The organism is Metapseudomonas resinovorans, from assembly GCF_002003485.1.
GTDB lineage: Bacteria > Pseudomonadota > Gammaproteobacteria > Pseudomonadales > Pseudomonadaceae > Metapseudomonas > Metapseudomonas resinovorans_D.
This window is the reverse complement of sequence record NZ_BDMA01000097.1, coordinates 1-15,330: the sequence shown is the minus strand read 5'-3', so window position 1 is coordinate 15,330 and position 15,330 is coordinate 1. Positions and strand designations below refer to the sequence as shown.

The window sequence follows — 15,330 nt, the reverse complement described above, 5'->3', positions numbered from 1 at the left end:
TGGGAAGGGATGCCTCCAAACTACTGCTGGCGGTGTCTTTGACCTACGGCCAATTGGCCTGAATACGGGGAGGCCAATCCTGATAAATCAGGCGGTCGCAGATCACCTGTAGGGGCGAATTCATTCGCCAACCGGACCGAAGGTTCGGCGCTTGGGCTTGGCCGTGGCAGCTGCGCAGCCATTGGCGATTGAAATCGCCCCTACAAAATACGGTCAGGCTTTCAGCTTATGGGTCCAATCCAGCAGGCTGCGCCACAGGCAGATGCCCACGAAGTAGGCCGAGGCCAGCCACCAGATGCCCAGCACCAGGGATTTGTAGAACGGGTGCTGGAGGATGAGCAGCATGCTGCTGATCATCCATACGAAGGTGACCACGATGTTCAGCGGCATCAGCTTGCGTACCCGGAACGGGTGGAGGAACTTCAGCTTGGTCAGCGTCAGCGCCGCGAGGACGCAGATCAGCAGCAGGCTTACTACCGGCGGCAGATCGATGATCCAGATGTACAGCGCCACCACGTTCCACGCAGCGGGGAATCCCACGAAGTAGTTATCGCTGCTCTTCATGTTCAGGTTGCAGAAACAGAACAGTGACGACACCAGGATCAGGCTCACCGCCACCAGCGCCGTGTGCTCCGGCAGGTCGATGTAGCGGTAGATGAAAACGGCCGGAATGAACACATAGGTGAGATAGTCGATCACCAGGTCCAGGGTCGAGCCGTCGAAATTGGGCAGCATGGTGCTGGTCTGTACACGCCTGGCGAGGGTGCCATCCAGACCGTCTACCAGCAGGGCGGCGCCAAGCCAGAGGAGGCAATCGCGGGGCTGGTTGTCGAACAGGGCGAGAATGGCCATCAGGGCCAGCACAACGCCGGTGGCAGTGACACCGTGAGCGGACCAGGCCTTGGCTTTATTGACGACACTTATGTTGGTGGACACGAGGCAGCTCTGCTCTAAATGGTGGGTGACAGAATCGATAGACCGCGATTATGCGTTAGCTTCTCAAATGCCTTCAGAGTTTTCTGAGTCCGGCCATGTCGTTTTCAGACATCTGCATCTTGCATATTCGAGCCTAGGTCATCCGCGCCAGACAGCAATACCGGTCGGCGCGCGATCATCCGAAAAACGGCACCCATCGGCGCGGACTTGCAGCCCGAATCTCAAGTCGGCACCCTTGCGCCCTCTCCCCCCAGATCAACCGCCATGAGCGCCCCATCCGATCCCACCCGCTGCCCGCTATGCGGCCAGAGCAACCAGTGCACCCAGGCTGATCCCGCCAGGGCCGGCGAGGCGTGCTGGTGTTTTGAGGCGAAGATCGACCCGGCGGTGCTCGAAAAAATTCCCCCGCAGGACATCGACCGCACCTGCCTCTGTCCCCGCTGCGCACGCGCGTTGCCACCCGATGCACCAAGCTGATGCGCCTTGATCGATTTTTGAGCAATTTTCCGGAGTTCAGCCGCCTCGATGCGCGCCTGCTATTGGCCGCCGGTCGAATTCGAGTGGATGGCCAACCCGTTACCGACAGCCGCTTCGAGGTCCGAGAATTCAGTCGGGTCGAGCTGGACGAACGCCTGCTCCAGGCCGGCAAGCCGGCCCGTTACTTCATGCTCTACAAGCCTTCCGGCCATGTCAGCGCCACCGAGCACCCGGAGCATCCCACGGTGCTCGACCTGCTGGACGAGCCCGACAAACACGAGCTGCACCTGGGCGGGCGTCTGGACCTCACCACCACCGGCCTGGTGCTGATCACCAACGACGGGCTCTGGTCGCGCCGGCTCACTTTGCCCGGCAGCAAGCAGCCCAAGGTCTACTACGTGGAAACCGAGCAGCCCATCGGTACCGAGTACATCGACACCTTCGCGCAAGGGCTCTACTTCGCCTATGAAGGCCTGACCACCCTCCCCGCCCAGCTGGAAATCCTCGCCCCCTGTGCCGCCCGCCTGACCCTGCACGAGGGTCGCTACCACCAGGTGAAGCGCATGTTCGGCCACTTCCAGAACAAGGTCGTACGCCTGCACCGCGAGAGCGTAGGCCCGCTGAAGCTTGACCCCCACATGCAGCCAGGCGACTACCGGTCGCTCACGGCTCAGGAAGTGGCCTGCTTTTAGCTAGAACACTCGTGAGTCACATCGGGATCGAATAACCCGACGAACTGCAAGAATTTTTCCTTTCAATACGCTTGCGAGTGAAATCATGGCCTGCTTAAATCGGACACAAGGTCAGAGCGTGACCAAAGAGTCACGCCGACCGTCTAAGCGTTCCCTGCGGTCTCTTGTGCTCTGCACTCGTAGGTTCCCTGCCTGGTTAGAAGACTCGTTCGGTGCCCCTGAAGCGCCGGACTCCCTCGTCTTTTCTCGACCTAACCGCTTGATAAATAAAGAATTCTAAAAATTCCCGCCTGACATTCGATTGTCATCGAAAGGCGTTTTCCTACTGCCAAGACTTAGAGCGGACCAAGCCGTTTAGAGGGCCCGCATGACCCATCTGCGCCAGGAGGAAACGACATGAGGCCGGAAACCGCCATCGTCGAGATTCACAGCCAGTACAAGGTTTACACGGAGTTCTACGGCAACCCGGAAGCCAGGGAGACCATCATTCTGGTCAACGGCTCCTTGTCGACGACCGCCTCGTTCGCGCAGACAGTGAAATACCTGCAACCGCATTTCAACGTGGTGCTCTTCGACGAGCCCTATGCCGGCCAATCCAAGCCGCACAACGACAACTCGCGCTTCATCGGCAAGGAGACCGAGGCCGACATCCTCCTTCACCTGATCGAGCACTTCCGGGTGGACTACCTGATGTCCTTCTCGTGGGGCAGCGTTTCCGCCCTGCTCGCCCTGGCCCAGTGCCCGGCACGGATCAAGAAGGCCATCGTCACCTCCTTCTCGCCCATCCTCAACGCACCGATGATGGACTACCTCTCCCGCGGCCTGGATTGCCTGTCGGCCATTGATCGCGACGCCGTGGGCCACCTGGTCAACAACACCATCGGCAAATACCTGCCGAGCCTGTACCAGCGCTTCAACCACAAGCACTGCAGCAGCCTCGACGACCACGAATACCTGCAAATGCACCACCACGTTTGCCAGGTTCTGAACATGGATTCGCGCTGCTACGTGGATTGCCTGGCCAATGTCGACATCCCGCTGCTGTTCATCAATGGCGATCGGGATGAGTACACCTCCGCCGAGGATGCCCGCCACTTCGCCAAGCACGTGCGTGATTGCCAGTTCGCCACCATCGACAACGCCGGCCACTTCGTCGACGTCGAAACCAAGGCCGCCTGGCTGCAAACCCAGCAAGCCATGCTGGGCTTCCTCAAGACTCCGGCCACCAAGGGCATGGCTCGCCCGCAGGTTGCCGACTACCAGGCTGTAGCCGTTTGAACGCGTGGCCGCCCGGACAGGCGCAAGTATTTTCAGTAACTTGTGGCTGCCCCGGGCTTCACCTCGCCCGCGCCTTCTGGTAAAAAGAGCACCCTTCGCGGGCGTCGTATAATGGCATTACCTGAGCTTCCCAAGCTCATGACGAGGGTTCGATTCCCTTCGCCCGCTCCAGCTTCTTGTTCCCGTATGCTCCCTATTGCTCCGACATGACGCGGAACCCCAGACAAACCGGCACTTTCAGCCGGTTTTTTTGTGCCCGCATATTCCCTGTTGTTCCCATATAGCGTTGTCCCTGGTGTACACCCACCTGTACACTGAAAATAAATCGTAACTTTGGTGTACAGGGATGAAACGATCAGAGATCAAAAAGCGACCATTGGCAGACACTGTACTTGCGAGCTTGGAGCCGGAGGGCAAAGAGTATCGCGAGCTAGATGGTCAGGGGTTGTACTTCCGGGTGAAACCCAATGGCCAAAAGGGCTGGCTGCTACGTCACAAGAAGCCAGACGGTAGCTGGAGCTGGCATGGGCTGGGGGCCTACCCGGAGATTCCAGCCAAAGTCGCCCGGAAAAGAGCCTCGGAGCTTCGCGACCTGGTTGCCCATGGCGTTGACCCGGTACAACACAAAGCTGTCCAGCGGGCAAAACGCGACTCAGCGGTGCTCAACCCATTCCACGAGTCAGTAACCTACTGGTACCAACGCAAAATAGACGATGGTTTGAGGGACAGTACGCTGAGGCTCATACGCGGCTACCTCGACAATGACATCCTGCCTGCCTTGGGCGACAAACCAATCAAGGAAATCACGCCGAGAGACTGTGCCCTGTTGCAGGAGAAAATTGACGCCCGAGGAGCAACGAATACACGCGACAAGATTCGTTCAGCCTTGCGTCAGATTTTCAGCCAGGCGATTGCCCGAGGGCTTTGCGAGTTCAATCCTGCTTCAGAGCTGGGCGCCATTGCAACCAAGCGGCCCAAAGCAACTCCGTACCCTCATTTGCTCGAACACGAGCTCCCTTGCTTCCTGCAAGCGCTGCGGCGAAGCACAAGCCGCATGCCCGCGCGTACAGCGACCTGGCTGTGTCTATGGACAGCCTCCCGACCTGGAATGGTTCGCTGGGCAGAATGGTCTGAAATCGACTTTGAAAACGCACTATGGACGATTCAGGCTGCGAAAATGAAGACAGCCAATCCACACGTGGTGCCCCTCAGCCGTCAGGCGCTCAATGCACTACGTGAACTCCACCGAGTCACAGGGCGGGGACGTTACCTTTTCCCTGGGATTGGGTGGAAAAAGCCCGTTATCAGCGAGAACACCATCAACCTGACGCTCACCAAGGTCGGTTACAAAGGGAAGCTGGTGGGACACGGTACGCGTCACACGGCAAGCACGTTGCTTCGCGAACACGACTGGAAAAAGGATCATGTCGAAGCTCAGCTTGCGCACATAGAGCCTGGTACATCTGGGATATACAACAAGGCCCAGTACCTCCCTCAGCGACGAGCCATGATGCAGTGGTATGTCGACTATTTGGATTGCCTTGAGAATGGCATGACCCCTGCCCAACGAGCCGATTTCGATAGCCGGGTGAATACGGTGGAGGTCAACGTGGTGGAGCTGGTGGCCCACGCATGACGTCAAAGTTTCAACACACTGAGGAATTGCATCTGACTTGGCCAGCGCTTGTACTCGACCTGACCACCACCCCTAAGTCGCAATAGGCAGAAAACGGCGAAAAGCAACCAATCCACAGGCGAGCGACATTGGCGTTGAACCCGTACCTCATCGCAATAGCGGCCACTGCACACTCGTGGACGACTTGGGTATTGAAGGATTTCGAGTAGGACTTGCGTTGGCGCCTGGCGATCCAGACGTTAAAGGTGATTGCGTCCGACTAAAAATGCGTGGACACAATTACCCTGATCGGCCGGCCTCGGAAGGTGTGTTCACCAGCCACATACGAATCGCACACAGCCACTCTGCAAGGTCGTATGCGGGCATACGCAATTATTATGAGAGAAGGCGACCAAGGCCGGGTATAGAGCAGTCAACTCCCATCATCTGCATCGCGTGCCAGAAAGATGCTTGGTTTGAAGTCACAACGGGCAGCCCTGTAGCCTGCTCCAGACTTTCTATCGAGTCCAACGCACGTGAGGTGGTGCAGGATAAAAATATTGCTTGAGCTTGCGCTGTGTCCATGTCTGATAGCACTGCGTGGTAATGGTCAGGGCCAGGCACTGCGATCTGCGCATCGGTTAGCAAGCCAAGACAGCGCGCATCCGTGATGGTGATGCCGGCATTTGTAAAAACGCTTGCTGTTTGCTCAGCCACATCGGCGGTATAGGGCGCGACGAAAGCTATACGTTTTGCTTGCAGATATTCCAGTGCGGCGACCGCTGCGATTGCAGGGTTCGTTACCCCTAAATGAGGTCGAATCGAATGGACTCGAGCCGCGACGTTCTCAGCCCCGATCACGGCGGAACCGGAAGTGCAGCCGAAGACAACTGCATCAAGAGTTTCTTCTGGTAGAAGGCGTTCCGTTGCCCCAGCGATACCATCCGCAAGACGAGCGAGAGTAATTGGTGTTAGCGGCATGTCGAGGGGGATGCGTGTAGTGAAAATATCAACCCCTGCCGCCAGACCCATGCGCCAAAAATCCCGTTCAATCAGAATATCTGAAGCCGGTGCGATCAGACCCAGACGAGGGCGGCGCTTGGTTGGGTCGTTTTCGGAAACCGTAGTCGGAAATAGAATCATTATTTTATCCTCCCGATGATATGAAAATCGCTCAGGGATCAGAGGATGAGACGCCATAAGGTGCAATCCACAAACTTATGGATTGAGGCGAACGCCCCGACAGTTCGAGGCGCCGCCGACGGTCTGAGATTTAGTGTCCGCCGAGGTACGCTGCTCGTACCTGGGGATCCTCCAACAGCTCCTGGCCGCTGCCGGTCATGCGGATCTCGCCGGTAACCATCACGTAGGCTCGGTCGCTGAGCTTCAACGCGTGGTTGGCGTTCTGCTCCACGAGGAAGATGGTCATGCCTTCGGCGGCAAGATCGCGCAGGGTCTGAAAGATCTGCTTCACCACGATTGGCGCAAGGCCGAGGCTTGGCTCATCCAGCAACAGAATTTTTGGTCTACTCATCAGAGCACGCGCAATGGCAAGCATTTGCTGCTCACCGCCGGACATGGTCATGGCACGCTGGTTACGCCGCTCCTTCAAACGCGGGAACAGCTGGAACATGCGCTCCTTGTCGTGATCGGCGTTGTCCATTCCGACGGGAATGGTCCCCATCAACAGGTTCTCTTCAACCGTCATGTCAGGAAAAACACGACGCCCCTCTGGTGACTGCGCAATACCATTGGAAGCGATGAAGTGCGGAGACTTCTGGGTGATATCGGTTCCCCGATAAACGATCGATCCGGACGATGCACGCGGCTGACCAAAAATCGACATCAGCAGGGTCGACTTGCCGGCGCCATTAGCGCCTATCAGGGACACTGTTTCACCGGCGTGAATCTCCAGCGATACCTTTTTCAGTGCCTGGATGGGCCCGTAGAAAACATCCACGTCCCGGAGTGCCAGAATGGGCGAACTCATGCCGCCTCCTCCTCTTCCGCGCCAAGATAGGCGGCGATGACCCGCTCGTTGTTTTGGATGTGCTCCGGCTTGCCCTCCGCAATTACGTCGCCGTGCTCCAGGACGATGACGTGGTCGGAAATGCTCATGACCATGCCCATGTCGTGCTCAATCAGAAGAACAGTCACGCAATGCTTGTCTCGCAGGGTGCGAATGATGGAGGTCAGGGCAACGGTTTCCGCCGGGTTGAGGCCGGCAGCCGGCTCATCGAGGCAAATCAGCTCCGGCCCGGTACACATGGCACGAGCGATCTCGAGGCGACGCTGTTGCCCGTAGGAGAGCTCACCAGCCAGTCGGTTGGCGCAGCTCAATAAATCAACCACGCCGAGCCAATAGAAGGCCCTTTCCAGCAGCTTTTCTTCGGCGCGTCGATAGCCCGGCGTATTGAAGATGCCGGCCAGGAGATTCCGATTCGCCTGCATGTGCTGGGCCACCAGCAGGTTCTCGACGACCGTCATTTCCCTGAACAGGCGAATGTTCTGAAAGGTACGCGCCAGACCGGCGCGATTCACCTGATGAGTGCCACCAAACATCTTGTACCAAAGGCGCCGTCCGAACTTGACCGGATTAACGAAATCCGCCGCCTGGAACGATTCACCCAGCACTCGGATGACGTTGGTCGAAATGCCCCGGGCATTCAGTTCGATGCCACCACCACTAGCGGTATAGAAGCCGGTGAGGCAGTTGAACACGGTGGTCTTGCCGGCACCATTGGGGCCGATCAGGGCGGTGACTGAACCACGCTTGACCGACAGGTTGACGTCCTTGAGCGCTTTGATGCCACCAAAGTGCATCATCAAATGCTCGACTCGCAGAATATCGTCACTCATTGCGCATACCCCTTCGGTGCCGCTACACCCACACGACTTACTCGGATCAATCCCCTTGGCTTCCAGATCATCATCAGCACCATGAGCACGCCGAACAGCAGCACCCGGAAGTCTGCGAAATTACGCAGCAGTTCCGGTGCAACGGTCAGCACGAAGGCGGCGATCACAACGCCTACGGTAGAGCCCATGCCGCCGAGCACGACGATGGCGAGGATCAGCGCCGACTCGAAGAAGGTAAAGGACGAGGGGTTCACGAAGCCCTGATAGCTGGCGAAGAACACCCCAGCCAGACCGGCAGTGGAGGCACCAATCATGAAGGCAGAGAGCTTCACCAGCACATGGTTCAGGCCCATGGCACGGCAGGCGATCTCATCCTCACGCAAGGCTTCCCAGGCACGCCCAACTGGCATGCGGGTCAGGCGGTGCTTGATGTACAGGACCAGCAACACAGTGAGGAACAACACGCCATAAATGAACACGAACTTCAGATTGGGGTTGTAGGCAAAGCCGAAGAACTCGTGGATGGGAACCCCGCCGTCCTTGGCCCTGCGACCGAATTCCAGCCCCATGAAGGTGGGGCTAGGCACGGACATGCCGTTGGGGCCGCCGGTGAACTCAAGCCAGTTATTCAGCACCAGCCGAATGATCTCACCAAAGCCGAGGGTGACGATGGCCAGGTAGTCGCCGTGCATACGCAAGACGGGAAAGCCCAGGATCGCTCCCGCGAGCGCCGCAGCGATGGCGGCCAGAGGCAGTGCGGACCAGAAGCCGAGCCCAAGGTGGTCGTAACCCAGCGCCAGGCCATAGGCACCGATGGCATAGAAGGCCACGTAACCGAGGTCAAGCAGACCGGCCAGGCCGACCACGATATTCAGACCCAAGCCCAGCAACACATAGATCAGCCCGAGGATGATCACGGTGAGCAGGTACTTGCCGGCCACAAAGGGCAACGCTATGGCCGCAACAATGATCAAGGCCATGACCCAGCGAGTATTGGACTTGTGACCAGGGGCCAGGACATGGACGCCACTGCCACTGAGCTCGAAACGGCTGTGAAAGGCTTTGCCTCTGGGAGTCTGCAGGAACAGACTGACAGCGAAGCGGCCAAGCATCACAGCGGCGATCATCCACGCGACGCGGTTGAATTGGAGATTGAAGCCGTAACCCTCGAGGACTACGCCAACGATGGGGCCGAATACGATCAGAGCCAGCAGGCCAGCAACGACCGCGTCCAGCAGACTCTTCTTGATGTCGAGAGAAGTCGATTGAGTCGACATGTCACACCTTCGCGACTTGCGGACGGCCCAGCAGGCCTTGGGGACGGAAAATCAGGATCAGAACCAGCAGCGAGAAGCTGAACACGTCCTTGTAATCGGTGTTGACCAGGTCCGAGAACTGCGCCTCGGCGATGCCGAGGATGATGCCGCCGAGCATGGCGCCGGGTAGCGAGCCGATGCCGCCGAGCACCGCCGCAGTAAAGGCCTTCACTCCGATGATGAAACCGGCGTAGAAGTCGAATGTGCCGTAGTTCATGGTAATCAGCACGCCGGCGAGAGCCGCCATGGCAGCGCCGATAACGAACACGTAGGAGATGACCCGGTCGGTGTTGATACCGAGGATCGACGCCATCTTGCGGTCCTGCTGCGTGGCGCGGCACATACGACCGAGCCTGGTGCGCTGGATGATGTAGGTCAGCACTGCCATGCCGAGGAAGGCTGCCACCAGGATGAAGACCTTGGTGTAGGTGAGTTGCACAAAGCCGTCACCCACTGGGATCTTGAGCGCTCCGTCCAGCAATGTCGGAATGCCCTGCTGCCGTGCACCCTGGCTGAGCTGCACATAGTTCTGCAGGATCAGCGACATGCCAATGGCAGAGATCAGAGGCGCCATACGGGTGGAGTTGCGAAGCGGCTTGTAGGCGATGCGTTCAATGACAAAGCCGTAGACACCCGTCACCGCCACAGTGAATAGCAAGGTACCCAGTACGATGATGGGAAAGGACTGCAGGCCGAAGAACGACAGCAGAGCGAGGGATATGGCCATGAGGTAGGCCGAAATCATGTATACCTCGCCGTGGGCGAAGTTGATCATGCCGATGATGCCGTAAACCATGGTGTAGCCAATGGCAATCAAGCCATAGACCGACCCCAGGGTGAGGCCATTGATCATTTGTTGAAGTAGAGCGTCCACAGCGGGCTCTCCCAAATCGAAGAATTACAGGCACCCATGCCGATCGCTCGGCATGGGCCACGACAGCGGCAGGTCAAAGCTGCTTGTATTTTCCTTGGGCGTCCCAGCGGTACATCACGTAGGGCGAATCTGTCAGATCGCCCTTCTCGTCCCACTGCTTGGTGCCCATCACGGTGTCCACTGGGTGACTCTTAAGCCATTCGCTGGCCTTGGCACCATCGGTGCCACCAGTGGCCTGGAAGGCAGCAGCGATGACCTGCAGGGCTGCATAGGAGAACAACGTGAAGCCTTCCGGCTCGTAGCCATGCGTACGGAAGCGCTCGACAATATCCTTACCCGCAGACCGGTTCCGGGGGTCCGCCACGAACGTCATGAGCACGCCATCGGTGTATTTCGCGCCGCCGGCGGTGGTAACCAGCTCATCGGTGACAATCCCGTCATCGGACATGAATACAGCCGTCAGCCCCTGTTCGCGCATTTGGCGCACCAGCGGGCCAGCTTCCGGGTGCAGGCCGCCAAAGTAGACGACCTCGGCACCCGAACCGCGGATCTTGGTGACCAGGGCGTTGAAGTCCTTCTCGCCACGAGTGACACCCTCGTAGAGCACTTCTTTAACGCCGCGCTTGGCCAACTGTGCACGCGTGGCATCGGCCACACCCTGACCGTACGTGTCCTTGTCGTGGATGACGGCGACCTTGGTGGCCTTTAGGTCATCGATGATGTAGTCGCCTGCGATGATGCCCTGCTGGTCGTCACGACCGCACACACGGAACATGCCAGCCAGGCCGCGGTCGGTGACATTCGGATTGGTGGAGGCGGGGGTGATAGTGATGATGCCGGCCTCATCGTAGACCTCGGACGCGGGAATAGTGGACGAGGAGCAGAAGTGGCCGATGACAGCGGCCACCTGGTCAGAATCCACGAGGCGGTTGGCCACAGCGATAGCCTGTTTCGGCTCACAAGCATCGTCGGCTTTCACCAGTACGATCTTCTCGCCGTTGATGCCGCCCTTGGCGTTGATGTCTTCGGCTGCCTGTACCGCACCGCGCCAGAGTTGGTCGCCGTAGGTGGCGTTGGCACCGGTGTGGGGGCCGGCGACGCCGACCTTGATATCCGCATGAGCCGCGAAGGCAAGACCCATAGCGGTAAACAGTGCTGCAAAACGAGCTTGTTGTTTGAGGTTAGGTTTGCTCATGAGTGACCTCTTTTATTTTTCTACATCTATCTAGAAACGCATCGAAATGCGTAGCCAATTACAACAAGAACAGTTACACCAACAACTTAAGAGGCTTCTTTTGGGAAAGCAGCCACTCTCGAGGGCACTTTAAAAGCACCCTCCAGATTCTTTCTAAATCAGCTCAGAGAATTACCCGAAGACATTCCTTGCGCGGCAATCGATAAGCCTGCCTCATAGAAGCGGCTTACGTCCTGCCGCACGCAGCACATCCATGGGTTAAAAAGTACTTGTAAGTTTGTTCGATTAATTTTTTAGGAGGGACTCTGAAACCCACCGCCAAATTACAGTTCCAGAAGTATTTCCCGGGCAGCCATACTCAGTATTCCTGGAGCGGGCTTAAAGATCCGCATCAAACGATCGGAAATAAAATCAATGCAGTCCGCCCAGTGCGTATCCCATTCGACTTTCCCCGACTAAGGGAAGTGGAGGGGGTGGATGCGGTCGGCCCAACTGCGTATGAACCACCAAAGCTCAAACCCAGCGCGCGCGCGCACAAAACTTTCATGCTTGAAATAAATTTCACGGCACTCTCCACGCTGAAAACAATCAAAAGCGCGGCTTTGATGACAAAGCCGCAGGGTGGCGTAGTGGTTTAACGCTTGATATTCACACCGCGTGGAAATTCCGTGAGGCATTCATAGCCTTGTGGCTGAACAACGATGGTTTCGGACGTTTCCATCCCCCAACCCTTCATCCACATGCCCAAAATGATATGCAGTGTCGTATTGGATTCGATTGGCTCATGTTCGCCAGGGCGAAGGCTGATTACATGCTCACCCCAGTCCGGCGGCAAGCCAACGCCGATCGAATAGCCAATGCGGCTGTCCTTACGCAACCCGTAACGATTCAGGACCTGCTGCCACGTCGCATGAATTTCGGCGCCACTGACACCTGCCTTGACCATGGAAAGAACCTCCTGCATACCCTCTTCGACCGCGGCAGCAGTGTTGACCAGTTCCGTCGGAGGGTTGCTTCCCAAGTGCAGAGTTCGGGCCAAGCCAGTGGTGTAGTGGCGGCGCGCGCCGGCAAGTTCAATGGCGACGGTTTGGTTATCAGTGAAACGTTCATCAGTCCAAGCTGGATGTGCAGCAGAAGCTTTTTCACCGGCCAGGATAATCGGGCACAGCGCCGTAATATCACCGCCGAAATGGGCATTTGGCGAAATTTGTGCCTTGTAGATCTCAGCGATTACATCGGACTGCCGAACGCCAGGCTGAATCAGATCGTGAGCAATTTGCATTGCCCCCTGAACGATTACTGCAGCCTCACGGTGATACTGAATTTCAACGTTGCTCTTGACCACCCGAGCCCGATTTACCAGGAGGTCACAGTCGACAAAAATTGCGTTTGGCAACTGTGCAATCAGACTACTGAACGAGCGGGGTGAGAAATAGTAGCTATCCGACTCGTAGCCAATACGGCGTGCGTTTGGCCAACGCCCGATAATGTACTCGCCAATGTACTGACTTGGGTGGATATCTTTGCGCATGACGTAGTCTTCAGGGTAACCCACGACATAGTCGCCCCCCATCCAGCAGGTCAATGCCGCGCCTGGGGCATCCATTGCGCGACCGATCCACAGCGGCTTGTCCTCTTGCAGGCTGACAATCACAAACTGAGGCGTATAGAAGGACCAATCTGCAGCGCCCGTCAGCCAGAAAATGTTGTTCACATCCGCGACCAACAGGATATCTACCGACGACTCGACCATGCGTTGCTTAACTTTCTGCAGACGGCTTTCATATTCGGCGTCTGTGAAGAACGGGTTACTCATAATTCAACTCACTTCAATTGAACAAATGGGTATCTGGCAACTCTCTTGAAGAGCGTAACCGGCTCAGTCTTCTGGGCTTGCGAACATCGCCAAGAAGTCGCCTTTGTAGGCATATCCACCAAAGTGACGGCCCAGTAACGTGCCCGTCACTGGAGCGGTGACCGGGAGCGGTTCGTTATGTAGGTTGTCGAAGTCGTGAATGCGCGCAATTAGCTCGCCCGCTTCGATCACCTCACCCAGTTCACGGGTGAATTCGATGAAGCCGCTGGTGGAGGCGCTGACGTAACCGTCGGATTCATTCTTCATAATCGCAACTGGCACCGGCGGAGCTTTGACCGCAGCCCGGTAAACGCCGGTATGTACTAAGAAGTTATGTGCGCCGTCGTAGGCTAGTTTGATAGTAGCGGCCGTGGTCGACCCCCCTCCCCCCAACTCCGTGGAAAGGAAGAGTTTGCCTTCCCGCTCAACTGCCGTGTCCAGCATCCCTTCGTTATCCAGCTCTTCCAGAATTAGGCCAATGGGCGCGCCAAAAGCGATCAGCGCTTCGCGCGCGCGCGATGTCTGCACAACGTCGGGCAACTGGTGAGAGACCGCGAAGGGCTGGAACATCATGGTTCGGCCCCCCGCATGAATATCGAGCACGGCGTCAGCACGACCGATGAGCTCGACTTCAACAAAGTGAGCAATCTGCTCGGTAATCGATCCTTCGGCACGCCCCAGGAACGCACGGTTCATGTTCAGACCGTCGATCGGGGAAAGCCGGGTTCCGGCTTTCAACGCGGGGTAGTTAAGGGCAGGAACGATGCAGATGGTTCCGCTGACACGCTCCACTTCCAGCTCGCGCGCCAGATTTGACAAGGCAAGGGGCCCCTCGTACTCGTCACCATGGTTGCCGCCGACCAGCAATACGAACGGACCTTCACCATTGGCAATGACGATGATCGGGATCTGCAGACTTCCCCAGGCCGATTCATTCCTCGACCAAGGGAAGTTGAGGCTCGCGTATTGGCGCCCCTTCCTCTTCCAGTCGACCGCCAGCCGGCCTTTGCTTTTCTTATTCATGTTCACCTCCAAAACAACTCTTCGTCTTTGTGGAACCTGCGACGTAGAAAAATAGTAACAACATGGTGAAACCGAACCCTGCGATAAACAGGCGCACGACGCAGCATTTCGTACAAAATCACAGAAAAAACGAATAAAAAGAGCGCAACCATGAGAGAAGACGTCCGCTGACTGAGAAGCGGGTTAGGCGCTAAACAAGAGAAGGTCAAGTGGATCGGCGGAGTCTGCGCCGAGCCTTGACGCGATCACTGACGACCTCCTGCCGAAGCGCCTCAATCATGACCCGGCCGTATTCAGTGCCTTCACAAACGACGAGATATGAGTCGCACTGATCGTAGACGCAGTGAGATGTCTGATCCTGGGCGCACCCTAGGCGTTGGTTGTAGCCTCCATCGCCCCCCTTCCCACCTTCATGCTCGTGTGCATGGCACTATTGGGTATTTGTACTTGTATTTACGCGCGTACCTGCTCTGAAGCAGAGCGCACCAATTTTGGGAGGAGGCCAGTGCTCCCTAAAGAAATTTCGGACAATGCAATTAATTGCGCAGCATATATGCGGAAATTCATTACTCAATCCCAGATTATTTATAGCCCCCTCCAAATGTAGTGAACAATTTTCAGTGGATCTGGACTGTTTATGATCGAGTACATTAGGTAACGCCGCCGCCTTGGCAAACGATCAGCACATCGCTTCGCCGTCATCCGTATTGACTGCTGAGTCCCGTAAATTTTTTCACTTAGAAGCAAAGCAACAACAGCATCCACTATTGTAATTGTTACCTTTTCAGCCATACGACACCCTGGGAAAGAAACGCGCGCCGAATAATTGCGCGCTACTTAAAAAAACTAGCCATTCAGCAATCTCGACCAAAGCCCCGTCAATGACTTACCTTATTGGAGTATTTAAAGTTCTAAACAAGTAGCTCAGCCATCAGCAATGGCACCTTAGGGCCTGCAATATGTCCCGTGTCGGCGCCACTATCGGTCGCATCTTCAACGAGCTCTATACTGCGGATCGATACCTGAAGAATTGATCTGAGTTCTTCAGCATGTGACTCAATGCGAAGTATTTGAGCAGCTACTCGACCTCCGCCAGAAAATCCACATGGCTTTAGCGTGTTATACGGACTTATTTAGCCTGCTCAGATAACGCCCCAAAAAAAAGGTTCTTCGCGGATTTCCGGGGAGCCATGAAAAAAGAACGGCGATT

Annotated in this window: 14 protein-coding genes and 1 tRNA gene; 5 read left to right on the top strand and 10 right to left on the bottom strand. The window is 56.7% G+C overall.

What is annotated here, in order from left to right:
• Positions 1-213: 213 nt before the first annotated feature.
• The gene (pcsA, locus tag MnOB_RS27890) at positions 214-936 is read right to left on the bottom strand and encodes a phosphatidylcholine synthase (protein ID WP_077527786.1); all 723 of its coding nucleotides are present in this window, start codon (positions 934-936) and stop codon (positions 214-216) included.
• 264 nt (positions 937-1,200) lie between these two features.
• On the opposite strand from pcsA, the gene MnOB_RS27885 reads away from it, so the two are divergent.
• The 5 genes from MnOB_RS27885 (at position 1,201) to MnOB_RS27865 (ending at position 5,019) form a co-directional block, all read left to right on the top strand.
• A complete protein-coding gene (locus MnOB_RS27885) occupies positions 1,201-1,413 on the top strand; it encodes a cysteine-rich CWC family protein (RefSeq protein WP_077527785.1) in 213 nt (70 codons plus the stop codon).
• Positions 1,413-2,105 (top strand): pseudouridine synthase, encoded by a 693-nt coding sequence (locus MnOB_RS27880; protein WP_077527784.1) that lies wholly within the window; start codon positions 1,413-1,415, stop codon positions 2,103-2,105. The genes MnOB_RS27885 and MnOB_RS27880 overlap by 1 nt, the downstream gene beginning before the upstream one ends.
• A 396-nt stretch (positions 2,106-2,501) precedes the next feature.
• Positions 2,502-3,383 carry an alpha/beta fold hydrolase gene (locus MnOB_RS27875; RefSeq protein ID WP_077527783.1) on the top strand — a complete coding sequence of 294 codons (882 nt, stop codon included), beginning with the start codon at positions 2,502-2,504 and terminating at the stop codon, positions 3,381-3,383.
• Positions 3,384-3,480: 97 nt separating this feature from the next.
• Positions 3,481-3,554 (top strand) — tRNA-Gly (locus MnOB_RS27870).
• 175 nt (positions 3,555-3,729) lie between these two features.
• On the top strand, positions 3,730-5,019 hold the full coding sequence (locus tag MnOB_RS27865) for a tyrosine-type recombinase/integrase (RefSeq protein ID WP_077527782.1): 1,290 nt from the start codon (positions 3,730-3,732) through the stop codon (positions 5,017-5,019).
• A gap of 375 nt (positions 5,020-5,394) precedes the next feature.
• Here MnOB_RS27865 and MnOB_RS28960 read toward each other — a convergent pair whose 3' ends face one another.
• The 9 genes from MnOB_RS28960 to MnOB_RS29875 form a co-directional block, all read right to left on the bottom strand.
• Positions 5,395-6,141 (bottom strand): maleate cis-trans isomerase family protein, encoded by a 747-nt coding sequence (locus tag MnOB_RS28960; RefSeq protein WP_158713868.1) that lies wholly within the window; start codon positions 6,139-6,141, stop codon positions 5,395-5,397.
• A gap of 130 nt (positions 6,142-6,271) precedes the next feature.
• A complete protein-coding gene (locus tag MnOB_RS27860) occupies positions 6,272-6,988 on the bottom strand; it encodes an ABC transporter ATP-binding protein (RefSeq protein WP_077527781.1) in 717 nt (238 codons plus the stop codon).
• Positions 6,985-7,857, bottom strand: coding sequence for an ABC transporter ATP-binding protein (locus tag MnOB_RS27855; protein ID WP_077527780.1), 873 nt, complete (start codon positions 7,855-7,857; stop codon positions 6,985-6,987). The genes MnOB_RS27860 and MnOB_RS27855 overlap by 4 nt, the downstream gene beginning before the upstream one ends.
• Positions 7,854-9,134: a high-affinity branched-chain amino acid ABC transporter permease LivM gene (gene livM / locus MnOB_RS27850; RefSeq protein ID WP_077527779.1), complete on the bottom strand. Its 1,281-nt coding sequence runs from the start codon at positions 9,132-9,134 to the stop codon at positions 7,854-7,856. Before livM ends, MnOB_RS27855 begins: the two co-directional genes overlap by 4 nt.
• Position 9,135: 1 nt before the next feature.
• A complete protein-coding gene (locus MnOB_RS27845; protein ID WP_077527778.1) occupies positions 9,136-10,047 on the bottom strand; it encodes an ABC transporter permease subunit in 912 nt (303 codons plus the stop codon).
• Between the two features lie 73 nt (positions 10,048-10,120).
• Positions 10,121-11,242, bottom strand: a complete 1,122-nt coding sequence (locus MnOB_RS27840; protein WP_077527777.1) for an ABC transporter substrate-binding protein — start codon at positions 11,240-11,242, stop codon at positions 10,121-10,123.
• A gap of 634 nt (positions 11,243-11,876) precedes the next feature.
• Positions 11,877-13,058 carry a M24 family metallopeptidase gene (locus MnOB_RS27835; protein ID WP_199824612.1) on the bottom strand — a complete coding sequence of 394 codons (1,182 nt, stop codon included), beginning with the start codon at positions 13,056-13,058 and terminating at the stop codon, positions 11,877-11,879.
• Between the two features lie 63 nt (positions 13,059-13,121).
• Positions 13,122-14,120, bottom strand: coding sequence for a succinylglutamate desuccinylase/aspartoacylase domain-containing protein (locus MnOB_RS27830; RefSeq protein ID WP_077527775.1), 999 nt, complete (start codon positions 14,118-14,120; stop codon positions 13,122-13,124).
• Between the two features lie 585 nt (positions 14,121-14,705).
• Positions 14,706-14,912 carry a DUF7740 domain-containing protein gene (locus tag MnOB_RS29875; protein ID WP_077527774.1) on the bottom strand — a complete coding sequence of 69 codons (207 nt, stop codon included), beginning with the start codon at positions 14,910-14,912 and terminating at the stop codon, positions 14,706-14,708.
• Between the last annotated feature and the right edge of the window lie 418 nt (positions 14,913-15,330).

Bases quoted from the DNA above. Each gene is read 5' to 3' on its own strand.
- MnOB_RS27885 (WP_077527785.1), top strand. From the start codon at position 1,201: ATGAGCGCCCCATCCGATCCCACCCGCTGCCCGCTATGCGGCCAGAGC.
- MnOB_RS27880 (WP_077527784.1), top strand. From the start codon at position 1,413: ATGCGCCTTGATCGATTTTTGAGCAATTTTCCGGAGTTCAGCCGCCTC.
- MnOB_RS27875 (WP_077527783.1), top strand. From the start codon at position 2,502: ATGAGGCCGGAAACCGCCATCGTCGAGATTCACAGCCAGTACAAGGTT.
- MnOB_RS27865 (WP_077527782.1), top strand. From the start codon at position 3,730: ATGAAACGATCAGAGATCAAAAAGCGACCATTGGCAGACACTGTACTT.
- MnOB_RS28960 (WP_158713868.1), bottom strand. From the start codon at position 6,141: ATGATTCTATTTCCGACTACGGTTTCCGAAAACGACCCAACCAAGCGC.
- MnOB_RS27860 (WP_077527781.1), bottom strand. From the start codon at position 6,988: ATGAGTTCGCCCATTCTGGCACTCCGGGACGTGGATGTTTTCTACGGG.
- MnOB_RS27855 (WP_077527780.1), bottom strand. From the start codon at position 7,857: ATGAGTGACGATATTCTGCGAGTCGAGCATTTGATGATGCACTTTGGT.
- livM (WP_077527779.1), bottom strand. From the start codon at position 9,134: ATGTCGACTCAATCGACTTCTCTCGACATCAAGAAGAGTCTGCTGGAC.
- MnOB_RS27840 (WP_077527777.1), bottom strand. From the start codon at position 11,242: ATGAGCAAACCTAACCTCAAACAACAAGCTCGTTTTGCAGCACTGTTT.
- MnOB_RS27835 (WP_199824612.1), bottom strand. From the start codon at position 13,058: ATGAGTAACCCGTTCTTCACAGACGCCGAATATGAAAGCCGTCTGCAG.
- MnOB_RS27830 (WP_077527775.1), bottom strand. From the start codon at position 14,120: ATGAATAAGAAAAGCAAAGGCCGGCTGGCGGTCGACTGGAAGAGGAAG.
- MnOB_RS29875 (WP_077527774.1), bottom strand. From the start codon at position 14,912: ATGGCTGAAAAGGTAACAATTACAATAGTGGATGCTGTTGTTGCTTTG.